This window comes from uncultured Pseudokineococcus sp., from assembly GCF_947495735.1.
In the GTDB taxonomy this organism is placed as follows: domain Bacteria; phylum Actinomycetota; class Actinomycetes; order Actinomycetales; family Quadrisphaeraceae; genus Pseudokineococcus.
Genome location: NZ_CANMAA010000004.1, coordinates 118,466 through 141,695, shown reverse-complemented (window position 1 = coordinate 141,695; position 23,230 = coordinate 118,466). Strand labels below are relative to the sequence as shown.

The window sequence follows — 23,230 nt, the reverse complement described above, 5'->3', positions numbered from 1 at the left end:
ACCCGGACGGGCACCTCGGGGCTCCTCGGGAGGGCCCCGACGACCCCGCTGGGGCGTCCGGGGAGGGGGCGTGCGGCTGCTAGGTTCGCGCTCGACCGACGTCCTTCAACCTCCGTCCCGAGAGGCGGGGAAGGAGTCGCCGCGATGGCGTCTGCCCGCCCGGTGCTCGAGGCCCCGGAGATCAGCCGGGTCCTCACCCGCATCGCCCACGAGATCCTCGAGCGCAACCGCGGCGCCGACGACCTCGTGCTCCTGGGGATCCCCACCCGCGGGGCGCACCTGGCCCGACGCGTGGCCGAGCGGCTGGTGGCCGCCGAGCCCGGCGCCGGCCCGGTGGAGGACCTCGTCGGCTCCCTCGACGTGACGATGCACCGCGACGACCTGCGGCGGCACCCCGTGCGCGCCCTGGGCCGCACGGACGTCCCGCCCCGCGGGGTGGACGACCGCGTCGTCGTCCTCGTCGACGACGTGCTGGCCTCGGGCCGCACCGTCCGCGCCGCCCTCGACGCGCTCTCCGACCTCGGTCGCCCCCGCGCCGTCCGCCTGGCCGTCCTGGTGGACCGGGGCCATCGCCAGCTGCCCATCCGGGCCGACCACGTCGGCAAGAACCTGCCCACGGCGGCGCAGGAGAGCGTGCAGGTGCTGCTGGAGGAGGTCGACGGGCAGGACGCCGTCGTCATCAGCGGCCCGGGGGAGTCCCGCCCGCCCGCGTCCGCCGGACCCACCGGGGAGTCGCGGTGAAGCACCTGCTCTCGGCCGCCGACCTCGACCGCGAGGGCGCCCTGGCGCTCCTCGACGTCGCCGAGCAGATGGCCGCCACCCAGGCCCGGGAGATCAAGAAGCTCCCCACCCTGCGGGGGCGCACGGTGGTCAACCTCTTCTTCGAGGACTCCACGCGCACGCGCATCTCCTTCGAGGCGGCGGCCAAGCGCCTGTCCGCCGACGTCATCACCTTCTCCGCCAAGGGCTCCAGCGTGTCCAAGGGGGAGTCGCTCAAGGACACGGCGCTGACGCTGCAGGCCATGGGCGCCGACGCCGTCGTGCTGCGGCACAGCGCGTCGGGCGCGGCGCACCGCCTCGCGCACGCGGGCTGGTCGCGCGTGGGCGTCCTCAACGCCGGCGACGGCACCCACGAGCACCCCACCCAGGCGCTCCTGGACGCCTTCACGCTGCGCCGGCGCCTGCGGGAGCGGTCCGGGGGAGACCTCGGCGGGGCCCTGGACGGCGCCCGCGTCGCCGTCGTCGGGGACGTCCTGCACAGCCGGGTCGCGCGCTCCAACGTGCTGCTGCTGCGCACCCTCGGCGCCGACGTCACGCTCGTCGCCCCGCCGACCCTGCTGCCGGTGGGCGTCGAGACCTGGCCGTGCCGCACCAGCTGGGACCTCGACGCCGTCCTGCCGGAGGTGGACGCCGTGATGGTGCTGCGCGTCCAGCGCGAGCGCATGGGCGGCGGCGGGTTCTTCCCCTCGGCGCAGGAGTACGCGCGCCGCTTCGGCCTCGACGGGCGGCGGCTGCGCCTGCTGCCCGAGCACGCCCTCGTCATGCACCCCGGCCCGATGAACCGCGGCCTGGAGATCTCCGCGGAGGCGGCCGACAGCCCCCGCTCGACGATCGTCGAGCAGGTCTCCAACGGCGTCGCCGTCCGCATGGCCGCCCTGTACCTGCTGCTCGCCGGAGAGGACGCCGCATGAGCGCCGACCAGACGCCCGCCCGCACCACCGCCACCGGCGAGGACGCGCCCGCCCTGCTCGTGCGCCGCGCCGCCCTGCTGGGGGGCGAGGCCACCGACCTGCTGCTCGAGGGCGGGCGCGTGGCCCGCACGGCGCCGGGCGGCTCGCTCGAGGCGCCGGCCGGCGCGCGCGTGGTGGAGGCCGAGGGCCTCGTGGCCCTGCCCGGCCTGGTGGACCTGCACACCCACCTGCGCGAGCCCGGGCGCGAGGACGCCGAGACGGTGCTGACCGGCTCGCGCGCCGCCGCGATGGGCGGCTTCACCGCCGTGCACGCCATGGCCAACACCGACCCCGTCGCCGACACCGCGGGCGTCGTCGAGCAGGTCTGGCGCCTCGGGCGCGAGATCGGGCTCGTCGACGTGCGCCCCGTGGGCGCCGTGACCGTCGGCCTGGCGGGGGAGCGGCTCGCCGAGCTGGGGGCCATGGCCACCTCCGCGGCGCGCGTCCGGGTGTTCAGCGACGACGGCCGCTGCGTGGCCGACCCCGTCCTCATGCGCCGCGCGCTGGAGTACGTGCGCTCGGTGGACGGCGTCGTGGCCCAGCACGCCCAGGACCCGCGCCTGACCGAGGGCGCGCAGATGCACGAGGGCGTCGTCTCCTCGGTGCTGGGGCTGCGCGGCTGGCCGGCGGTGGCCGAGGAGGCCGTCATCGCCCGCGACGTGCTGCTGGCCGACCACGTGGGCTCGCGCCTGCACGTCTGCCACGTCTCCACGGCCGGGTCGGTGGAGATCATCCGCTGGGCCAAGGCGCGCGGGGTGGACGTCACGGCCGAGGTGACGCCGCACCACCTGCTGCTGACCGACGAGCTGGTGCGCGGCTACGACCCCGTCTACAAGGTCAACCCGCCGCTGCGGACGCGCGCCGACGTCGAGGCGCTGCGCGCGGCGGTCGCCGACGGCACCGTGGACGTCGTCGCCACCGACCACGCCCCGCACCCGGTGGAGGACAAGGACTGCGAGTGGGCCGCGGCGGCCATGGGCATGACGGGCCTGGAGACGGCGCTGTCGGTCGTCCAGGAGGCGCTCGTCGAGACCGGGCTGCTCGGCTGGGCCGACGTCGCGCGCGTGCTGTCGAGCGCGCCGGCGCGCATCGGCCGGGTCGCCGACCACGGCCGCCCGCTCGCCGAGGGGGAGCCGGCGCACCTGGTGCTGCTCGACCCGTCGGCGCGCCGTGAGGTCGTGCCCGAGCAGCACGCCACCCAGGGCCGCAACAGCCCCTTCCGGGGCCTGGAGCTGCCGGGCCGGGTGGTGGCCACGGTGCTGCGGGGGCGGCCCGTGGTGCTCGACGGGGCGCTCGTCGGCGACGACGGCGGCTCGCGGTGAGCGCGAGGTGAGGCGCCGGTGACCGAGGCGCAGGCGGGGCTGCTGGTCCTGCTGGCCATCCCGGTGCTGTGGGCCCTGATGTGGTGGGGCTGGCGCCGGCGCGCACGGCGCCAGCAGGACCTGCCAGCGCCGCCGCTCGCACCGCAGGACCCGGGCCCGGCGCTCCTGGGGCCGCGCGAGGGCGTCTACGTCAGCTCCACGACGAGCGGGGACTGGCTGGACCGCGTGGTCGCGCACGGCCTCGGGCGCCGCAGCGCCTGCGACGTCGCCGTGTTCGACGCGGGGGTGTCGGTGGCGCGCGAGGGCGAGGACGTGCTGTGGCTGCCGGCCGACCGGCTGCTGCGGGTGCGCCGCGAGCGCGGCATGGCCGGCAAGTACGTGGACCGGGAGGGCCTCGTGGTGATCACGTGGCTGCTCGGCCCGGGCGACGAGCTGGAGCTGGACACCGGGCTGCGCCTGCGGCACGGCGACGACGCGGACGCGCTGGTGACCGCCCTGGCGGAGCTGCTGGCCCGGGGGCCGGCGCGCGGGCCGGCGGGCGCGGACGGCGGCCACGAGAGGGACGCCCGGGGACCGGGCGAGCACGAGACGGACGAGGGACGAGAGGGAGGCCAGCGGTGACGAGCACGAGCACGGGGACGGAGCCGGTCGCGCGGACGGCGGGCGGTGCCCCAGCGGCGTCCGGGACGTCGTCGGAGGCGGTGCTGGTGCTGGAGGACGGGCGGTCCTTCCCGGGCCGCGCGTACGGGGCGAGCGGCTCCACGGTCGGCGAGGCGGTCTTCTGCACCGCGATGACCGGCTACCAGGAGACGCTCACCGACCCCTCCTACCACCGGCAGGTCGTCGTCATGACGGCCCCGCACATCGGCAACACGGGCGTCAACGACGAGGACGGCGAGAGCCGGCGCATCTGGGTCTCGGGCTTCGTCGTCCGCGACCCCGCGCGCCGGCCGTCGAGCTGGCGCAGCCGCCGGGCGCTGGAGGACGAGCTGGCCGAGCAGGGCGTCGTCGGCATCAGCGGCGTGGACACCCGCGCCCTCACCCGGCACCTGCGCGAGCGCGGCGCCATGCGGGTCGGCGTCTTCTCCGGGGACGCGCTGCGCGAGCCCGTCACCGGGCGCCGGCTGGAGCCCTCCGAGCTGCTCGTGCGGGTGCTCGACGCCCCGGTGATGACGGGCGCCGACCTGGCCGGCGAGGTGACGACGCCGGAGCCGTACCTGGTCGAGGCCGTGGGCGAGCCCCGCCGCGGCGCCGACGGGCGTCCGATGACCGTGGTGGCCCTGGACCTCGGCATCAAGTCGCGCACGCCCTGGCACCTGGCCCAGCGCGGCGTGCGGGTGCACGTGCTGCCCTCCTCGGCGACGACGGAGGAGGTGCTGGCGCTCGAGCCGCACGGCGTCTTCTACTCCAACGGCCCCGGCGACCCCGCGGCCGCCGAGCACGAGGTCGGCGTGCTGCGCGACGTCCTCGCGCGGAAGGTGCCCTTCTTCGGCATCTGCTACGGCAACCAGCTGCTCGGCCGGGCGCTCGACCTGGGCACCTACAAGCTCGTCTACGGCCACCGCGGCGTGAACCAGCCGGTGCTCGACACGGCCACGGGCTCGGTGGAGATCACCGCGCACAACCACGGCTTCGCCGTCGACGCCCCGATCGGGGAGCCCTTCGACACCCCGTTCGGCCGCGCCGAGGTCAGCCACTGGTGCCTCAACGACCGCGTCGTCGAGGGGCTGCGCCTGCTCGACGGGCCGGCCTTCAGCGTCCAGTACCACCCGGAGGCCGCGGCCGGCCCGCACGACGCCGGGTACCTGTTCGACCGCTTCTGCGACCTCATGGCCGCCCCGGAGCGGACCCCGGACACCCCCAGCGCGCAGAGCCCGGCCAAGGGCGAGGGCACCGCCGCGACGGGTCCCCAGAGCAGCACGACCAGCACCGAGGAGAGCGCCTGATGCCCCGTCGCGACGACCTGAGGTCCGTCCTCGTCATCGGCTCCGGCCCGATCGTCATCGGGCAGGCGTCGGAGTTCGACTACTCGGGCACCCAGGCGTGCCGGGTCCTGCGCGCGGAGGGCCTGCGGGTCGTCCTCGTCAACTCCAACCCGGCCACGATCATGACCGACCCGGAGTTCGCCGACGCCACCTACGTCGAGCCGATCACCCCGGAGTTCGTCGAGGCGGTCATCGCCAAGGAGCGCCCCGACGCGGTGCTGGCGACCCTCGGCGGCCAGACGGCGCTCAACACGGCCATCTCGCTGCACGAGGCCGGCGTCCTGGAGAAGTACGGCGTCGAGCTCATCGGGGCCGATGTCGCGGCCATCCAGAAGGGCGAGGACCGCCAGGTCTTCAAGGAGATCGTGGAGAGCTGCGGCGCCGAGAGCGCCCGCAGCGCCATGGCGCACACCCTGGAGGAGGCCAAGGCCGCGGCCGCCGAGCTGGGCTACCCCGTCGTCGTGCGCCCCTCGTTCACCATGGGCGGGCTCGGCTCGGGCTTCGCCCACGACGAGGCCGAGCTCGAGCGCTTCGCGGGCGCCGGCCTGCGCGCGAGCCCGACCAGCTCGGTGCTGCTCGAGGAGTCGATCCTGGGGTGGAAGGAGTACGAGCTCGAGCTGATGCGCGACGCCAAGGACAACGTCGTCGTCGTGTGCTCGATCGAGAACCTCGACCCGATGGGCGTGCACACGGGTGACTCGATCACCGTGGCCCCGGCGATGACGCTGACCGACCGCGAGTACCAGCACATGCGCGACGTCGCGATCGCGGTCATCCGGGCGGTCGGCGTGGACACCGGCGGCTGCAACATCCAGTTCGCCGTGGACCCCCGCGACGGGCGCATGGTCGTCATCGAGATGAACCCGCGCGTCTCGCGCAGCTCGGCGCTGGCGTCCAAGGCGACGGGCTTCCCCATCGCCAAGATCGCCGCGCGCCTCGCCGTGGGCTACACGCTCGACGAGATCCCCAACGACATCACCGAGAAGACGCCGGCGAGCTTCGAGCCGAGCCTCGACTACGTCGTCGTCAAGGTGCCGCGCTTCGCCTTCGAGAAGTTCCCGGCCGCCGACGCGTCGCTGACGACGACGATGAAGAGCGTCGGTGAGGCCATGGCCATCGGCCGCAGCTTCCCCGAGGCGCTGCAGAAGGCGCTGCGCTCCCTGGAGAAGCGCGGCTCCTCCTTCCACTGGGACGACGCCCCGGCCGGCCCGGAGGAGCTCGACTCGCTCATGGCCGAGGTGGCCGTGCCCACGGACGGGCGCATCGTGGCGGTGCAGCAGGCGCTGCGCGCCGGGGTGGACGTCGAGGCGCTGCACGAGGCCACGGGCATCGACCCGTGGTTCCTCGAGGAGATGGCGGGCATCGAGGAGGTCGCCGCCGAGCTGGCGGGGGCGCCGGAGCTGTCGGTGGACCTGCTGGCGCGCGCCAAGCGCTCGGGCTTCTCCGACGCCCAGATCGGCTCGCTGCGCTCGATGCCCGAGGACGTCGTCCGCGGGGTGCGCCACGCCCTCGGGGTGCGCCCGGTCTACAAGACCGTGGACACCTGCGCCGCCGAGTTCGCGGCCACGACGCCGTACCACTACTCCTCCTACGACACCGAGGACGAGGTCGCCCCCAGCGGGCGGCGCAAGGTCGTCATCCTCGGCTCGGGGCCCAACCGCATCGGCCAGGGCGTGGAGTTCGACTACTCCTGCGTGCACGCCGCCTTCGCGCTGCGCGACGCCGGCTACGAGACCGTGATGGTCAACTGCAACCCCGAGACGGTCTCCACCGACTACGACACCTCCGACCGGCTGTACTTCGAGCCGCTGACCCTCGAGGACGTCCTGGAGGTCGTGGCCGCGGAGCAGCGCAGCGGCGAGCTCGTGGGCGTCGTCGTCCAGCTGGGCGGGCAGACGCCGCTGGGCCTGGCCCGCGGCCTCGAGGCGGCCGGCGTGCCGATCGTCGGCACCTCGCCGTCGGCCATCGACCTCGCCGAGGACCGCGGCGCCTTCGGGCGCGTCCTCGCCCAGGCCGGGCTGAGCTCGCCGCGGTGGGGGACGGCGGCCTCCGCGGAGGAGGCCGTGGCCGTGGCCGCCGAGATCGGCTACCCGGTGCTCGTGCGCCCGTCGTTCGTGCTCGGCGGGCGCGGCATGGAGATCGTCTACGACGAGCCCACGCTGGCCGGCTACGTCGACCGGGCGCGGCGCACCGGCGTCGTCGTCAGCCCCGACCACCCGCTGCTGGTGGACCGGTTCCTCGAGGACGCCATCGAGATCGACGTCGACGCGCTCTTCGACGGCGAGGAGATGTACCTCGGCGGCGTCATGGAGCACATCGAGGAGGCGGGCGTGCACTCCGGCGACTCCGCCTGCGTGCTGCCGCCCGCGACGCTGGGCCGCCGCGAGATCGAGCGCGTGCGCCGCTGCACCGAGGCCATCGCCCGGGGCGTCGGGGTCCGGGGCCTGCTCAACGTGCAGTTCGCCCTGGCCGGCGACGTGCTCCACGTGCTGGAGGCCAACCCGCGGGCCAGCCGGACGGTGCCCTTCGTCGCCAAGGCCACCGGCGTGCAGCTCGCGAAGGCCTGCGCCCGCGTGATGCTCGGCGCCAGCATCGCCGAGCTGCGCGCGGAGGGCCTGCTGCCCGAGCGCGGTGACGGCGGGTCGCTGCCGCTGGGCGCACCGGTCGCCGTCAAGGAGGCCGTGCTGCCGTTCAAGCGGTTCCGCACGCCGGCGGGGGAGGTCGTCGACTCCCTGCTCGGGCCCGAGATGCGTTCCACCGGAGAGGTGATGGGCATCGACGTCGACTTCCCGGCGGCGTTCGCCAAGTCCCAGACCGCCGCCTACGGCGGGCTGCCCACGGACGGACGGGTCTTCGTCTCCGTCGCCGACCGCGACAAGCGCGCCCTGGTGCTGCCGGTCAAGCGCCTCGTGGACCTGGGCTTCGAGGTGCTCGCCACGGAGGGCACCGCGGAGGTGCTGGCGCGCAACGGGATCCCGAGCACGGTCGTGCGCAAGCACAGCGCCGGGCCGGGGCCGTCCAGGGACGGCGCGCCGGGGGAGCGCACGGTGGTGCAGCGCATCCTCGACGGGGACGTCGACGTCGTCGTCAACACGCCGTCCGGCACGGCGGCGCGGGCGGACGGGTACGAGATCCGCGCGGCGACGACGGCCATGGACCGCCCGATCATCACGACGGTGCAGCAGCTCTCGGCCGCGGTGCAGAGCATCGACGCGGCGCGCAGCGGCGTCGTCCGCGTGACGAGCCTGCAGGAGCACGCCGAGGCGCTGGGCCGCGTGTGGGGGCAGCGGGCGGCCGGGACGTCGGCGTGAGCCCCGAGGTCGGCGGGCCGCCGCGCGGGCCGGGGGAGGGCGACGTCGTCGGCGACGAGGCCGTCCCTCCCGCCGGCGCGGTGAGCGAGCGGGCGCGCGTGGTCTCGGCCGAGCCGGTGGGCGCCTACGCGCGGCTCGTCCTCGCCGCCCCCGGCGCGGCGGCGTCCGCGCGGCCCGGGCAGTTCGCGGCCTGCTCGACCGGCGACACGGGGATGCTGCTGCGGCGGTCGTTCTCGATCTCCTCGGCGGACCCGGCGGCCGGCGAGCTGGTGCTCGTCGTGGCCGCCGCCGGGCCGGGCACCGCCCGCATCGCCGCCCTGCGCGCGGGCGACGAGCTGCCCGTGCTCGCCCCGCTGGGGCGTCCCTTCGCGCTGCCGCCCGCGGGGGAGGGCGTCGTCCTCGTCGGGGGCGGCTACGGCGCCGCGCCGCTGGCGTGGCTGGGCGCGGCCCTGCGCGCCCGCGGCAGCGCCGTCGACCTGGTCGTGGGCGCGGGGGACTCGTGCCGCCTGCTGGCCCAGGACACGCCCGCGGGCACGCCGTCGGCGCCGGTCGACCGCGTCCACGTGGCCACCGAGGACGGCTCCGCCGGCGTGCGCGGGCGGGTCACCGACGTCCTCGCCGGCCTCCTGGCCGAGCCGGCCGCCGGCCGCCGGCACGTCTTCGCGTGCGGCCCCATGGCGATGCTCCGCGCCGTCCACGAGGTCGCCGCGGCCGCCGGGGCGGCCACGCAGCTGGCCACCGAGGAGTCCATGGCCTGCGGCATCGGCGTCTGCATGACCTGCGTGCTGCCCGTCGTCGGCGAGGACGGGGCGACCCGGATGGTGCGGGCGTGCACCGAGGGCCCGGTCTTCGCGGGCGATCGCCTCCGCTGGGACGCCATCGGCGCCCCGGCGCCCCAGCGCCCCGCCGGCGTCGGGGCGCGCGTGCCCGCGGACGCCGTCGGCGCGCCGTCGCCGGTCCCGCCGGCCGGCGGGGACGCCGTCCAGCCCGGGTCCGTCGCCGGGCCCGCCACCGGGGCGCGCTCGTGAGCGCCGTGGACATGGCCGTCGACCTCGCGGGCGCACCCCTGCGCTCGCCGGTCATGACGGCCTCCGGGTGCGCCGCGGCCGGGCGCGAGCTCGACGCCTTCACCGACGTCGCGGCGCTCGGCGCCGTGGTCACCAAGTCGGTCATGCTCGCGCCGCGCTCGGGGCGCCCGACGCCGCGCATGGCCGAGACGCCCGCCGGGATGCTCAACTCGATCGGCCTGCAGGGCGGCGGCGTCGACGCGCTCGTGGAGCACGACCTGCCCTGGCTCGCCGAGCGCGGCGCCACCGCGGTGGTCTCCGTCGCCGGCGGGGACCCCGAGGAGTTCGCCGAGGTGGCCCGACGGGTCGTCGGCGCCCCGGGCGTGGCGGCGCTGGAGGTCAACATCTCCTGCCCCAACGTCGCCAACCGCGGTCTGGTCTTCGCCTGCGACCCGGCGAGCAGCGCCGCGGTGCTGGGCGCCGTGCGGGCCGCCGTCGGGGACGACGTCGTCCTGCTGGCCAAGCTCTCGCCCGACGTCACCGACCTGGTGGGGATCGCCCGGGCCTGCCTCGAGGCCGGCGCCAGCGGTCTGACGGCGATCAACACGCTGCTCGGGGTGGACGTCGACGTGCGGACCATGCGCCCGCGGCTCGCAGTCACCACCGGTGGGCTGTCCGGGCCCGCCATCCGCCCCGTCGCCGTGCGGTGCGTGTGGCAGCTGCGTGCGGCGATGCTCGCGGGGCTGCTGCCCCAGGCCCCGGTCGTGGGCACCGGCGGGGTGGCCAGCGGCGCGGACGCCCTCCAGCTCCTGCTCGCCGGTGCCAGCGCCGTGCAGGTCGGCACCGCCGTCTTCGCCGACCCGACGACGCCCGGCCGGGTCGCCGAGGAGCTCGCGGCGATGCTCGCCGAGCGCTCCTTCGCCTCGGTGGCCGAGGCCGTCGGCTACGCCCACCGGCCGTGACGGCGCCGGAGCGCCCCCGCGGTGAGGGGAGGGCCAGCGCGGGTGGGGTCCGGATCGGTGGGATGGGCGCTGGGCGGACGGAGACTGGTGGGATGGGGGCCGTGGACCCCGAGACGAGGACCGGCGCGGCGGCGCCCTTCGGCGACCGCCTGCGCGCGGCGATGGACGCGCACGGCCCGCTGGCGGTGGGCGTCGACCCGCACCCGGAGCTGCTCGCGGCGTGGGGCCTGCCCGACGACCCCACGGGCCTCGAGCGCTTCGCCCTGACGTGCGCGGAAGCGCTGGGCGGCGCGGTGGCGGCCGTGAAGCCGCAGTCGGCCTTCTTCGAGCGCCACGGCAGCCGCGGCGTCGCCGTCCTGGAGCGGCTGCTGGCCGAGCTGGCGGCCGCCGGCACGCTGTCGGTCCTCGACGTGAAGCGGGGCGACGTCGGCAGCACCATGGCGGCCTACGCGCAGGCGCACCTGCTCGACGGCGCCCCGCTCGCGGCCGACGCCGTCACGCTCTCGCCCTACCTCGGCCTGGGCTCGCTGCGGCCGGCGCTGGACCTCGCGGCGTCCACCGGGCGCGGCGCCTTCGTGCTGGCCCTGACGTCCAACCCCGAGGGCGCGTCCGTGCAGCACGCGCGCACCGACGACGGCGTCCCGGTCGCCGCTGCCGTGGCCCGCGGGGTGGCGCAGGAGAACGCGGCGGCGGTCCGGCGGGGGGCCCTCGGGTCCGTGGGGCTCGTCGTCGGGGCCACGACGGGCGACGCCGCCGCGCGCCTGGGCCTGGACCTGCCCGCGACCGCGGCCCCGCTGCTCGCCCCCGGCGTGGGGGCCCAGGGCGCCGGCCCGGCCGAGCTGGCCGCCGTCTTCGGCGCCGCGCGCCGCCAGGTGCTCGCGACGTCCAGCCGCGGGGTGCTCGCCGCGGGGCCGCGCGCCGCCGACGTGCGGGCCGCCGCCCGCGACCTCGCCGAGCGCTGCGCCGCCGCCCTGGGCTGACCGCGCCCCCTCGGTGTCGCTCGCGCGCCGGAGTCGCTAGCGTCGCACCGCTCCCGGGGGAGGGACGCAGGACGCCCGAGCCGCCCCCGCGCTGCACGCCCCTGACCCTGCTGCCACGAGGTGGACCCGCCGTGCCGCTCCCGCACCTGACCGACGAGCAGCGCGCTGCGGCGCTCGAGAAGGCGGCCCAGGCCCGCCGCGCGCGCGCGGAGATCAAGAACCGCCTCAAGTACGGCCAGGGCTCGCTGGAGCAGGTGGTGCAGGACGGCCAGACCGACGACGTCGTCGGCAAGATGAAGGTCAGCGCGCTGCTGGAGTCCATGCCCGGGGTCGGGCGCGTCACGGCGCGCAAGATCATGGAGGAGGTCGGCATCTCGGAGTCGCGGCGGGTCCGCGGTCTCGGCGCCCACCAGATCTCCGCGCTCGTCGAGCGCTTCGGGCGCTGAGCCGCCTCGTGGACGCAGCCACCGCCGCGCGCCTCACCGTCCTCGCCGGTCCGACGGCCGTGGGGAAGGGCACGGTCTCCGCCGACGTCCGCCTCCGCTACCCGCAGGTCTGGCTGTCGGTCTCGGCCACGACGCGGGCGCCGAGGCCGGGCGAGGTCGAGGGCGTGCACTACCACTTCGTCGACGAGGCCGAGTTCGACCGCATGGCCGCCGCCGGCGAGCTGCTCGAGTGGGCCGTCGTCCACGGCCGGCACCGCTACGGCACGCCCCGCCGCCCCGTCGAGGAGGTCCTGGCCCAGGGGAGGCCGGCGCTGCTCGAGATCGACCTGCAGGGCGCGCGCCAGGTGCGCGAGTCCATGCCGGACGCGCGGTTCGTCTTCCTGGCCCCGCCGTCCTGGGACGAGCTCGTGCGGCGCCTGGTCGGTCGCGGCACCGAGGACGAGGCGGAGCGGGAGCGCCGGCTGGCCACCGCGCGCACCGAGCTGGCGGCCGAGCCGGAGTTCGACGTGACCGTCGTCAACGCGGATGTCCGGCAGGCCGGCGACGACCTCGTATCATCGATGGGCCTGGAGCCGCTGCGCGGCCCCGCCGCCGCCGACGGGCGCGACGACGGCGCCACCGGGCGCTGAGGGCCCCGCTCCCGCGGGAGCGCCGGCGCGACGCGCCGGCGGCGAGCACGACGGCACGCACGAGACACGCACGAGACGACAGGGGCGAGCGCCCGCGCGCAGCGCCCACGACTGCAGGAGGACACGTGTCCGGAACGAGCGCCGCCCCCGAGGGCATCACCGACCCGCCCATCGACGACCTGCTCAAGGCCGCCGACTCCAAGTACGCGCTGGTCATCTACGGCGCCAAGCGGGCCCGTCAGATCAACGCCTACTACTCCCAGCTCTCCGAGGGCCTGCTCGAGAACGTCGGCCCGCTCGTGGAGACCCACGTGCAGGAGAAGCCGCTGTCGGTCGCGCTGCGCGAGATCGACGCCGGCATGCTGACGATCCGTCCCTCCGACGGCGAGGGCGAGGTCGTCGAGGGCCTCGAGATCGCCGAGGACGGCGGCGTCGACGAGCCGATCGACCCCCAGGACGTCCCCGCCGAGGGCTGACCCCACCGGCTGCTCCTGCGCGCTCCGCCCCCGCCGTGCTCCGCTCCCTCGAGGGGACCCGCCCGTGACCGACCCCAGCAGCGCCCGTCCTCCCGGCGGTGCGGCCGTCGGTCCGGGTGAGGCGGGGGGTCCCACGCGGGACGGCGGACCCGCGGGGGCGGGGGGCGCGGTGGGGCCCGACCCGTCGAGCACGGCGCGCCGGCCGCGCGTCGTCCTCGGCGTCGGCGGGGGCATCGCCGCCTACAAGGCGGCCTCGCTCCTGCGCCTGCTCGCCGAGGGCGGGGCCGACGTCCGCGTCGTCCCGACGGCGGCGGCGCTGCGCTTCGTCGGCGCCCCCACGTGGGCCGCCCTGTCCGGGCACCCGGCTGCCACCGACGTCTGGGACGACGTCCACGAGGTGCCGCACGTGCGCCTCGGCCGCGAGGCCGACCTCGTCGTGGTCGCGCCGGCCACCGCCGACCTGCTCGCCCGCGCGGCCGCGGGCCTCGCGGACGACCTCCTCACCACGACGCTGCTCACGGCCACGTGCCCGGTGCTCCTGGCCCCGGCGATGCACACCGAGATGTGGCTCCACCCCGCCACCCGCGCCAACGTGGCGCTGCTGCGCGAGCGCGGCACGCACGTCCTGGAGCCGGCGGTGGGTCGCCTCACGGGCGCCGACTCGGGACCCGGGCGGCTGCCGGAGCCGGAGGAGGTCCACGCCGCGGCCCTGGCCCTGCTGGCCGACGGCGTCGGGAGGCCCGCGGACCGCGCCCGTTCCGGAGCGCCGGACGAGCGCCCGGCGTCCGCGCCGGCCACGGCCGGCTCCCCCCTGCCCGACGGCTCCGGACCCGACGCCCCGGGGCGGGACCTCGCCGGTCGCCGGGTGGTCGTCTCGGCCGGGGGCACCCGCGAGCCGCTGGACCCCGTGCGCTACCTGGGCAACCGGTCGTCCGGGCGCCAGGGCGTGGCGCTGGCCGCGCGCGCCGCTGCCCGCGGCGCCGAGGTGGTGCTCGTCGCGGCCCCCCTGGAGGTGGCGACCCCGCCCGGGGTGCGGGTCGTGGACGTCGGCGACGCCCGCGAGCTGCGCGCCGCGGTGCTCGCCGAGGCCGCCACCGCGGACGTCGTGGTGATGGCCGCGGCGGTCGCGGACTTCCGGCCTGAGTCGGCCGCGGGCACCAAGATCAAGAAGGACCCGACCACGGACGACGCGCCCGTCGTCCGGCTGGTGCGCAACCCCGACGTGCTCGCCGAGGCGGCCGCCGGGGCGCGGCCGGGGCAGGTGGTGGTCGGCTTCGCCGCCGAGACGGGCGACGCCGACGGCGACGTCCTCGCGCACGGGCGGGCGAAGCTCGCCCGCAAGGGCTGCGACCTCCTCGTGGTCAACGAGGTGGGGGGCGCCCGCGGGTTCGGCTCGACCGACAACGCCGTCGTGCTGCTGGGCCGGGACGGGTCCGAGCGGGCGGTCGGCCCCGCGCCCAAGGAGGACGTCGCCGACGCGGTGTGGGACGCCGTGGGGGAGCTCCTGCGCCGCGGCTAGGGTGATCGAGCCCGCCCTCCGCCGCTGCACGAGCGGGGCGCCCGCGGGCCCAGCCAGCAGCCGCTGCACCCGAGGAGCCCCGTGCCCGCGATGACGCCCGCCCCCGCCGACCTGCGCCTGTTCACCTCCGAGTCGGTGACCGAGGGGCACCCCGACAAGATCTGCGACCAGATCAGCGACGGCATCCTCGACGCCCTCCTGGCGCAGGACCCGCGCAGCCGCGTCGCCGTCGAGACCATGGTGACCACCGGGCTCGTGCACGTGGCGGGCGAGGTGACGACCAAGGGCTACGCCGACATCCCCTCGATCGTCCGCGAGACGATCCTGCGCATCGGCTACGACAGCTCGACCAAGGGCTTCGACGGCGCGTCGTGCGGCGTGGAGATCTCGATCGGCGCGCAGTCGCCCGACATCGCCGCCGGCGTCGACAGCGCGTGGGAGCAGCGCAGCGGGGAGTCCGCCGAGGACGTCCTCGACGCGCAGGGGGCCGGCGACCAGGGGCTGATGTTCGGCTACGCCTGCGACGACACCCCCGAGCTCATGCCGCTGCCCGCCTGGACGGCGCACCGGCTGGCCGAGCGGCTCGCGGAGGTCCGCCGCACCGGCGTGCTGCCCTACCTGCGCCCGGACGGCAAGACGCAGGTCACCATCGGCTACGACGGCGACCGGCCCGTCCGGGTCGAGACGGTCGTCGTCTCCACCCAGCACGCCGCGGACGTCTCCCTCGAGGGCATGCTCGCCCCGGACGTGCTCGAGCACGTGGTCGCGCCCGTCCTGGAGACCACCGGACTCGACACCGAGGGCGTGCGCCTGCTGGTCAACCCCTCGGGGCGCTTCGAGCTCGGCGGCCCCATGGGCGACGCCGGCCTGACCGGCCGCAAGATCATCGTCGACACCTACGGCGGCATGGCGCGGCACGGCGGCGGGGCCTTCTCGGGCAAGGACCCCTCGAAGGTCGACCGCTCCGGCGCCTACGCCATGCGCTGGGTCGCCAAGAACGTCGTCGCCGCCGGGCTGGCGCGCCGCTGCGAGGTGCAGGTGGCCTACGCCATCGGCGCGGCGCGGCCCGTCGGGCTCTACGTCGAGTGCTTCGGGACGCAGACGGTGCCGCTCGAGCGCATCACCGCGGCGATCCGGGAGGTCTTCGACCTGCGTCCGGCGGCGATCGTGCGCGACCTTGACCTGCTGCGTCCGATCTACGCGCAGACGGCGGCCTACGGCCACTTCGGCCGCGAGCTGCCCGACCTCACGTGGGAGCGCACCGACCGGGTCGAGGCGCTGCGCTCGGCGGTCGGCTGACCGCTCGCCCGGGCCCCGAGCCGGCGCCCGGGGACGGGCCGCGCGCGGTGTCGGCGGCGGCTGATGGGATCGGGTCGTGCAGGAGACGGGAGCGGGCGTGACCGGGGCGGCGGACGACGCCGACGAGACCGGCCCCGAGCAGCTCTCCCTGCTGCGGGCGTCGGTGCGCGGACGCCGTCCCCGGGCGCCGGAGGGGGCCGCGGAGGTCGACCCGGTCGCCGGCGTCGTGCTGGACGTCCCGCTGCCGCACCTGGACCGGGTCTTCGACTACGCCGTGCCGGTCTCCGCCGCGGCGGCGGCGGTGCCGGGGGCGCGGGTGCGGGTGCGCTTCGCCGGCACCGAGGTCGAGGGGTTCGTCGTCGAGCGGCGCGCCACGACCGACCACGCGGGGGCGCTCCTGCCGCTGCGTCGCGTCGTCTCGGCCGAGCCGGTGCTGGACCCGCAGGTGCTCGCCCTCGCCCGCGCCGTCGCCCGGCGCTGGGCCGGCACGACCGCTGACGTCCTGCGGCTCGCGGTGCCCCCGCGACGCGCTGCCGTCGAGACCGAGGAGCGCCCCGGGCCACCGCTCGGGCCGCTCCCGCTGCCCGACCCCGGGCCCTGGCGCGCCTACGCGGGCGGGCCCGCCCTGGTGGCGCGGACGGCGGCGGGCGGGGCGCCCCGCGCGGTGTGGACGGCCCTGCCGGGGGGCCCCGGCGAGGACTGGGCCGCGGCGCTCGCCGTGCTCGCCGCCGCGGCGCTCGCCGGTGGCCGCGGCGCGCTGCTCGTCGTCCCCGACCACCGCGACGTCGCCCGGGTGGACGCCGCGCTCACCGCCGCGCTCGGGCCGGGGCGGCACGTGCGGCTGGTGGCGGACGACGGGCCGACGGCCCGCTACCGCGCCTTCCTCGCCCTGCGGCGCGGCCGCGTCCGGGTGGTCGTGGGCACCCGGGCGGCGGCGCTCGCGCCGGTGGCCGACCTCGGCCTCGTCGTCTGCTGGGACGACGGCGACGACCTGCACGTCGAGCCGCGCGCGCCCTACCCGCACGCCCGCGACGTGCTCGTCGAGCGCGCGCAGCTGGTGGGCGCGGCCGCCGTGGTGGGCTCCCCGGCCCGCACCGCGGCTGCGCAGCAGCTGCTCGCCACGGGCTGGGCCCGCCCCGTCGTCGCGGCGCGCGACGTCGTGCGCACCCGGACCCCGCGGGTCGCCGTGGCCGAGGACGACGGGCGCGACCCGGCAGGGCCCGGCGCGCGCCTGCCCGCGAGCGCGCTGCGCCTGGTGCGCGAGTCGCTGCCGCACGGCCCCGTGCTCGTGCAGGTGCCCCGGGCCGGCTACCTGCCGGCCACGGCGTGCCAGCGGTGCCGCCACCCGGCGCGGTGCGGGCGCTGCGGCGGGCCGCTGGCCCTGCCCCAGCCCGACGAGCCCGGGGGCGCCAGCGCCCCGGTGTGCCGCTGGTGCGCCACGCAGGCGCCCGCGTGGGCGTGCGCCCACTGCGGGGGGCGCGCGCTGCGCTCCCTCGTCGTCGGGTCGGGCCGCACGGCCGAGGAGCTGGGGCGCGCCCTGCCGGGGACGACGGTGCGCCGCTCGGGCGGCGCCGTCGACGTGCTCTCGTCGGTGCCGAGCGCCCCGGCCCTGGTCGTGGCCACCCCGGGCGCCGAGCCCGTGGCCGAGGGCGGGTACAGCGCCGCGCTCCTGCTCGACACCTGGGCCCTGCTGACGCGCGCCGACCTCCGCTCGGCCGAGGAGGCGCTGCGCCGCTGGCTGCAGGCGGCGTGCCTCGTGCGCCCGGCGGGCGAGGGCGGGCGGGTCCTCGCGGTCGGCGAGGCCGGTCTGGCGCCGCTGCAGGCCCTGGTCCGCTGGGACCCGGGCGGCCACGCCGAGCGCGAGCTGGCCGAGCGCGTCGAGCTCTCCCTGCCGCCGGCGGTGTCCGTCGCGACCGTCAGCGGCCCGGCGGCCGGCGTCCGGGCGCTGCTCGCCGTCGCCGAGCTGCCCCCGGGCACCTCCGTGCTCGGGCCCGCGCCGGTCGTGCGGCGCGCCTGGGTGGGCCCGGGGGCCGCCGGGAGCGGCTCGGGGGCCGCCGGCGACGCCGCGGCGGGCTCGGGTGCCGGCCCCTCTCCTGCCGCGGGTCGCGCCCGGGGCCGCGCGCCGCTGTCCCGACGCCCGCGCGCCGGCGACGACGCGCTGCCCGGGGCGCCGGGGCAGCGGGCGCCCGCGGCAGGGCGCCCGCGCGGTGGTGCGGGGTCGGACGGCGACGACCGGGGCAGCGCGGGGCAGGAGGGCGCAGCCCGGGACGGGACCGGACCGGACGAGGCGGCGATGCAGCCGGTGCAGGCCCTGCTGCGGGTCGGGCCGGAGCGCGCCGCCGCGCTGGCCGGCGCGCTGAGAGCGGCGCGGGCGACGACGTCGGCGCGCAAGGAGCCGGCCGTCCGCGTCGTCGTCGACCCGCTGGACCCGCTCGAGGGCTGGTGATCGGCGGCCGGGCGCGCCCGGGGCGGACCCTCAGCCCTCAGCCCTCAGCCCTCAGCCCTCAGCCCTCAGCCCTCAGCCGGTGGCCTCGCCTCCCGCGGCCGGTGCCGGTCCGGTGGTCCTCCGTCGTCCGGCGTCCCGTCGGCGAGCGCTCCTGCGCTCGCCTCCGCGGCGAGCGCCGGGCGGCCGTCAGGGCGCGGTGCCTGCGCCGGGCCCGCACCGAGGCGGCCGGTGCTCGGTCGACCGAGCAGCAGGGGTGCGGCGCGGGTGCCGGCGAGCCCGAGCCCGAGGACCAGCGGCAGGACGAAGGCGAGCGCGGCGACGACGGGCGACGGCAGGAGCGCCGAGTCCGGCGGCAGGACGGCGAGCACCAGGGGGTGGACGAGCACGACGACGACGGCGGGGCGCGTCAGGGCGCGGTAGGCCGCGGCCACCCTCGCCGGCGGCGCCGGCGCCGCGTCGGCGAGCACCACGAACCCGCAGGAGAGCAGCAGCGCGACGACCACGGCGAGCACCGGCAGCTCGCCGTCCTCCATGTCGAGCGGGGTGAAGTCGTCGACGACGGCGAGCAGGACCACCGGGGGGAGGAGCAGCGCCCACGCCGCGCGCCGACGGGTCAGCGCCGGCCGGTCCAGCGCCCGACGGCGGAGCTCGTCCCCGCACCAGAGGAGGGCGACGGCGCCGAGGGCCGTCCCGGCGCTGAGCGGCACCCGCGCCAGCAGCTCACCCGCCAGGACGTTCACGACGAGACCCGCGAGGCAGAGCGCTGCGCGCACCGCGGGGGGCACCCGCTCCAGGGCCCGGTAGAGCAGCGCGGCGAAGAACAGGCAGGACAGGAACCAGAACGTCGTGAGCGGCCGGAGGGCGTAGGAGCCCCCGAGGAGGGCCTCCACCAGCCGGTCGACGGGGTCCTCGCTCGCCGGGAGCGCCACGGCGGTGAGGACCGCGAGCCAAGCCAGGTACGGGACGGCGGTGCTGCGCCAGCGCCCGGACAGGTCGGAGACCCAGGCGAGGCCGGGGCGCCAGAAGTACCCGGCCAGGACGAAGAACAGGGGGAGCCGCCAGCTCTGGACCAGCCGCTCCGCCGGCTCGGACTCCGTGTACACGTGGCCCACCACGATGGCCACGAGCGCGAGGACCCGGAGGCCGTCGACGTTGGCCGAGCGGGCCCTCATCGGGTCACGACCGTCGTGCGGCGGCCCCCCTCGGCGTCGCGGGGCGGCTCGAGCAGTCTTCTCAGCACGCGGTGACGCTAGGCACCGAGCGGGGGCAGGTCGGCGCGTCGCCGGCGCGATGCACCCGTCCGGGGCGGGTGGGGCGGGCGGGTTCGCCCGTCCGTGCCGCACCCGGGGCGCGCAGCGCCGTCGGTGCGCGCCCCTACGCTCGGGGTCTCCCCGCCGCTAGTGAAGGGCTCTCCCGTGGCCGTCCAGCCCGTCCGCCTGTTCGGCGACCCCGTCCTGCGCCAGCGCGCCGCCGAGGTCGTCGACTTCGACCGCGAGCTGCAGCGCCTCGTCACCGACCTCGAGCACACGATGCTCGAGCAGCGGGGCGCCGGCCTGGCCGCGCCCCAGATCGGCGTCGGCCTCCGCGTGTTCACCTACCACGTCGACGGCGTCCTGGGGCACCTGGTCAACCCGCGCCTGGAGCTCTCCGAGGAGTGCCAGGAGGGCGACGAGGGGTGCCTGAGCTTCCCCGGGGTCTTCGCGAGCACCCGGCGCAGCCTGCACGTCGTCGCCCGCGGCCAGGACAGCCACGGCGAGGACGTCGTCCTGCAGGGGAGCGAGCTGCTGGCGCGGGCCATCCAGCACGAGACCGACCACCTCGACGGCATCCTGTTCATCGACCGGATGGAGCGCGAGGAGCGCAAGCTCGCGATGCGGGCCATCCGCGAGGCGGCCTGGGCGGCGGGCGAGCCCGCGCCGGTCGTGCGCACGAGCCCGCACGCCGTCTTCGGCCGGGTGACCTGACCCGTGCGCGTCGTCCTCGCCGGCACCCCCGCGCCGGCCGTGCCGTCCCTGCGCGCCCTGCTCGACTCCTCCCACGACGTGGTCGCCGTCGTCACGCGCCCCGACGCCCGGGCCGGCCGCGGGCGCCGGGCCGTCACCAGCCCGGTCAAGGAGCTCGCGCTCGAGGCGGGTCTGCCCGTGCTGGCGCCCGAGCGGCCCGGCGACGAGGTCTTCCTCGCCGAGCTCGCCGAGCTGGCGCCCGACTGCGTGCCCGTCGTCGCCTACGGCGCCCTCGTGCCGCGCCGGGCCCTCGACGTTCCCCGCCTCGGCTGGGTCAACCTCCACTTCAGCCTGCTGCCGCGCTGGCGCGGGGCGGCGCCCGTGCAGCACGCCGTGATCGCCGGCGACGCGCGGACGGGGGCCTGCGCCTTCCAGCTCGAGGAGGGCCTGGACACCGGCCCGGTGCTCGGCTCGCTGGTCGAGCCGGTGGGGGAGCGCGACACCGCGGGAGACCTGCTCGAGCGCCTGGCGCCGACCGGCGCCGAGCTCCTGGTGCGGGTCCTCGACGAGCTGGAGAGCGGTGCGGCGCGCCCCGTCCCGCAGCCGGAGGACGGCGTGCTGCTGGCCCCGAAGCTGCGCCCCGAGGACGCTCGGGTGCGCTGGGACGAGACCGCCGACGCCGTGGACCGCCGGGTGCGGGGCTGCACGCCGGCACCCGGCGCCTGGACGACCTTCCGCGGCGAGCGGCTGCGCCTGGGGCCTGCGGCTCCCGCCGACGCCGCGGGGGAGCCGCTCGCGCCGGGGGCGCTGCGCGCCACGCGGGCGGGCGTGCTGGTGGGGACGGGGACGACGCCGGTCGTCCTCGGCGACGTGCAGCCCGCGGGCAAGCGGGCCATGGCGGCGCAGGACTGGGCCCGGGGCGTCCGCCCCGCGGCCGACGAGGTGCTGGGGGAGGGCGCGTGAGCGACGACGAGAGCGGCCGAGGGGCCGGAGCGGGTCCGGGCCGCGGAGGCCGCGGCGACGGCCGGGGCCGCGGCACCGGCGGGGGCCGTCCCAGCAGCCCCGGGGGTCCTCCTCGCGGGGGGGCCGGGCGCGGGGGCCCTGGTCGCGGTGACGACGCCCGCGGCGGCGCCGACCGGGGCCCGTCGGCGCGGGGACCGCGGCGCGACGGCGCTCCGGGCTCGCCGGCCGGCGGACGCCCCGACCGGCCCGGCACGGGCACGGACGGCGGCCCCGGTCCTCGTGCCGGTGGTCCTCGTGCAGGTGGTCCTCGTGCCGGTGGTCCTCGTGCCGACGGTCCCCGTTCAGGTGGGCCGCGCGCGGGCGGTCCTGCCTCAGGTGGGCCGCGCACCGGTGGACCCGCGTCCGGCGAGACCCGCTCGGGCGGTCCGCGCACGGGTGCTCCGCGCACGGGTGGTCCCGCCTCGGGCGGTCCGCGCGCCGGTGGACCCGCGGCCGGCGGCCCTCGCACGGGCGGCTCCGGTCCCGGTGCTCCCCGGTCCGGTGGTCCCCGTGCGGGTGGCCCCCGCTCCGGGAGCCCCGCGTCGGGCGCCCCGCGCTCGGGCGGTCCCGCCTCGGGCGGGGAGGACGCCGGGGAGCGGACCGGTCCCGACCGCCAGCGCTGGTCCACCCAGAAGCCGTCCCAGCGCTCGCGCGGCGGCGGGCCGGCCCGCGAGGTGGCCTTCGACGTCCTGGTGGCCGTCCGCGAGGACGACGCCTACGCCAACCTCGTGCTGCCCGCGCTGCTGCGGCGCCACCGCCTCGACGCGCGCGAGGCCTCCCTGGCCACCGAGCTCGCCTACGGGACCCTGCGCGGCCGCGGCTTCTACGACGCCGTGCTCGCGGCCTGCCTCGACCGGTCGCTGGAGCAGGTGGACCCGCCGCTGCTCGACGCGCTGCGCATGGGCGTCCACCAGCTCCTGGCCACGCGGGTCCCGCCGCACGCGGCCGTGAGCCAGACCGTCGGGCTCGTGCGCACGCGCGTCGGCCCCGGCCCCGGCGGGTTCGCCAACGCCGTGCTGCGCAAGGTCGCCGGGCGCGACCGCGCCGGGTGGGCCGCCGAGGTCGTCCCCGACGCCGGGAGCGACGCCGCCGAGCACCTGGCCGTCCTGCACAGCCACCCCGGCTGGATCGTGCGCGCGATGCGCGAGGCCCTCGTCGCGCACGGCCGCGACGTCGGCGAGCTGGAGGCGCTGCTGCGCGCCGACAACACCGCGCCCGAGGTGGTCCTCGCGGCGCGCCCGGGGCTCTCGACCCCCGACGAGCTCGTCGAGTCCGCCCGGGCGTCGGTGCTGCGCAGCACCGCGGGCGCGTGGTCGCCGCAGGCGGTCCGGCTCGAGGAGGGCGACCCGGGGTCGCTGCCCGCGGTCCGGGACGGACGGGCGCGCGTGCAGGACGAGGGCAGCCAGCTGGCCGCCCTGTCCCTCGCCGCGGCGCCGCTGGAGGGCCGCGACGAGCGCTGGCTCGACCTGTGCGCGGGCCCGGGCGGCAAGGCGGCGCTGCTCTCGGCCGTCGGCGCCCAGCGGGGGGCCGAGCTGGTCGCCGTCGAGGTGAGCGAGCACCGGGCGCGGCTGGTCTCCCAGGCGCTGTCGACCGGTCCGGCGGTGCAGGTGCGCACCGAGGACGGGCGCTCGGTCGGCGAGGACGAGCCGGGGGCCTACGACAGGGTCCTCGTCGACGCCCCGTGCACCGGGCTCGGTGCGCTGCGCCGCCGTCCCGAGGCGCGGTGGCGGCGCCGGCCCTCGGACCTCGCCGGACTCGGGCCCCTGCAGCGCGACCTGCTCGCCTCCGCGCTCGCCGCGGTGCGCGTCGGCGGCGTCGTGGCCTACGTGACGTGCTCGCCGCACCCCGCGGAGACCCTCGCGGTCGTGCGCGACGCCGTGCGCCGCGGCGGCGTCGAGCTGCTGGACGCCCCGGCCGCCGTGGACGCCGCGGCGGGCGCCCCCGTGCCGGGGACGGCGCCCGCCGTCCTCGAGGACGCCGCGGGCGCGGGGCGCACGGCCCAGCTCTGGCCGCACGCCCACGGCACCGACGCGATGTTCGTCGCCCTGCTGCGCCGGACCGCCTGACGACCGACCGGCAGGTGGCGACCCCTCGTCGTGGCAGAGCGCGAGGAGGGGCCGCCACCTGCCGCGCTCGGGCGCGTGGCGCGGTCGCCGGGCTCGTAGGCTCCCCG

General features: G+C 77.9%; 19 protein-coding genes. 18 read left to right on the top strand and 1 reads right to left on the bottom strand.

Annotated elements, in window-relative coordinates; genetic code table 11:
* Nucleotides 1-144: 144 nt before the first annotated feature.
* The 15 genes from pyrR to Q0848_RS07915 all read left to right on the top strand — a co-directional run bounded on the left by pyrR (nt 145) and on the right by Q0848_RS07915 (nt 18,112).
* Complete coding sequence (pyrR, locus tag Q0848_RS07985) at nt 145-741, top strand: bifunctional pyr operon transcriptional regulator/uracil phosphoribosyltransferase PyrR (RefSeq protein WP_299036564.1); 597 nt, start codon at nt 145-147, stop codon at nt 739-741.
* Nucleotides 738-1,691 (top strand): aspartate carbamoyltransferase catalytic subunit, encoded by a 954-nt coding sequence (locus Q0848_RS07980; protein ID WP_299036563.1) that lies wholly within the window; start codon nt 738-740, stop codon nt 1,689-1,691. The genes pyrR and Q0848_RS07980 overlap by 4 nt, the downstream gene beginning before the upstream one ends.
* A complete protein-coding gene (locus Q0848_RS07975) occupies nt 1,688-3,052 on the top strand; it encodes a dihydroorotase (RefSeq protein ID WP_299036562.1) in 1,365 nt (454 codons plus the stop codon). Before Q0848_RS07980 ends, Q0848_RS07975 begins: the two co-directional genes overlap by 4 nt.
* A gap of 18 nt (nt 3,053-3,070) precedes the next feature.
* Nucleotides 3,071-3,673: a transporter gene (locus Q0848_RS07970; RefSeq protein ID WP_299036561.1), complete on the top strand. Its 603-nt coding sequence runs from the start codon at nt 3,071-3,073 to the stop codon at nt 3,671-3,673.
* Between the two features lie 80 nt (nt 3,674-3,753).
* Entirely contained in the window at nt 3,754-4,998 is a 1,245-nt protein-coding gene (gene carA / locus Q0848_RS07965; RefSeq protein ID WP_366146489.1) for a glutamine-hydrolyzing carbamoyl-phosphate synthase small subunit, read from the top strand.
* On the top strand, nt 4,998-8,348 hold the full coding sequence (carB, locus tag Q0848_RS07960) for a carbamoyl-phosphate synthase large subunit (RefSeq protein WP_299036559.1): 3,351 nt from the start codon (nt 4,998-5,000) through the stop codon (nt 8,346-8,348). The genes carA and carB overlap by 1 nt, the downstream gene beginning before the upstream one ends.
* Nucleotides 8,345-9,376 carry a hypothetical protein gene (locus Q0848_RS07955; protein WP_299036558.1) on the top strand — a complete coding sequence of 344 codons (1,032 nt, stop codon included), beginning with the start codon at nt 8,345-8,347 and terminating at the stop codon, nt 9,374-9,376. The genes carB and Q0848_RS07955 overlap by 4 nt, the downstream gene beginning before the upstream one ends.
* Nucleotides 9,377-9,387: 11 nt before the next feature.
* Nucleotides 9,388-10,317, top strand: coding sequence for a dihydroorotate dehydrogenase (locus tag Q0848_RS07950; protein WP_366146488.1), 930 nt, complete (start codon nt 9,388-9,390; stop codon nt 10,315-10,317).
* Between the two features lie 92 nt (nt 10,318-10,409).
* Complete coding sequence (pyrF, locus tag Q0848_RS07945; protein ID WP_366146472.1) at nt 10,410-11,297, top strand: orotidine-5'-phosphate decarboxylase; 888 nt, start codon at nt 10,410-10,412, stop codon at nt 11,295-11,297.
* Between the two features lie 131 nt (nt 11,298-11,428).
* Nucleotides 11,429-11,743 carry an integration host factor, actinobacterial type gene (gene mihF, locus Q0848_RS07940; protein WP_299036555.1) on the top strand — a complete coding sequence of 105 codons (315 nt, stop codon included), beginning with the start codon at nt 11,429-11,431 and terminating at the stop codon, nt 11,741-11,743.
* Nucleotides 11,744-11,751: 8 nt separating this feature from the next.
* Complete coding sequence (gmk, locus tag Q0848_RS07935; RefSeq protein ID WP_299036554.1) at nt 11,752-12,372, top strand: guanylate kinase; 621 nt, start codon at nt 11,752-11,754, stop codon at nt 12,370-12,372.
* Nucleotides 12,373-12,497: 125 nt separating this feature from the next.
* Nucleotides 12,498-12,848: a DNA-directed RNA polymerase subunit omega gene (gene rpoZ / locus Q0848_RS07930; RefSeq protein ID WP_366146471.1), complete on the top strand. Its 351-nt coding sequence runs from the start codon at nt 12,498-12,500 to the stop codon at nt 12,846-12,848.
* A 169-nt stretch (nt 12,849-13,017) separates the two neighbouring features.
* Entirely contained in the window at nt 13,018-14,367 is a 1,350-nt protein-coding gene (locus tag Q0848_RS07925) for a phosphopantothenate--cysteine ligase family flavoprotein (RefSeq protein WP_299036553.1), read from the top strand.
* A gap of 90 nt (nt 14,368-14,457) precedes the next feature.
* Nucleotides 14,458-15,666: a methionine adenosyltransferase gene (gene metK, locus Q0848_RS07920; protein WP_299036737.1), complete on the top strand. Its 1,209-nt coding sequence runs from the start codon at nt 14,458-14,460 to the stop codon at nt 15,664-15,666.
* Between the two features lie 229 nt (nt 15,667-15,895).
* Entirely contained in the window at nt 15,896-18,112 is a 2,217-nt protein-coding gene (locus Q0848_RS07915; RefSeq protein WP_366146487.1) for a primosome assembly protein PriA, read from the top strand.
* Nucleotides 18,113-18,177: 65 nt separating this feature from the next.
* On the opposite strand, the gene Q0848_RS07910 is transcribed toward Q0848_RS07915, so the two are convergent.
* On the bottom strand, nt 18,178-19,284 hold the full coding sequence (locus tag Q0848_RS07910) for an acyltransferase (RefSeq protein ID WP_299036551.1): 1,107 nt from the start codon (nt 19,282-19,284) through the stop codon (nt 18,178-18,180).
* A gap of 243 nt (nt 19,285-19,527) precedes the next feature.
* Between Q0848_RS07910 and def the strand changes: the two genes are divergently transcribed.
* The 3 genes from def (at nt 19,528) to Q0848_RS07895 (ending at nt 23,123) form a co-directional block, all read left to right on the top strand.
* Entirely contained in the window at nt 19,528-20,076 is a 549-nt protein-coding gene (gene def / locus Q0848_RS07905; protein WP_299036550.1) for a peptide deformylase, read from the top strand.
* Between the two features lie 3 nt (nt 20,077-20,079).
* The gene (gene fmt / locus Q0848_RS07900) at nt 20,080-21,018 is read left to right on the top strand and encodes a methionyl-tRNA formyltransferase (RefSeq protein ID WP_299036549.1); all 939 of its coding nucleotides are present in this window, start codon (nt 20,080-20,082) and stop codon (nt 21,016-21,018) included.
* Nucleotides 21,019-21,731: 713 nt separating this feature from the next.
* A complete protein-coding gene (locus tag Q0848_RS07895) occupies nt 21,732-23,123 on the top strand; it encodes an RsmB/NOP family class I SAM-dependent RNA methyltransferase (RefSeq protein WP_299036548.1) in 1,392 nt (463 codons plus the stop codon).
* Nucleotides 23,124-23,230: the final 107 nt, after the last annotated feature.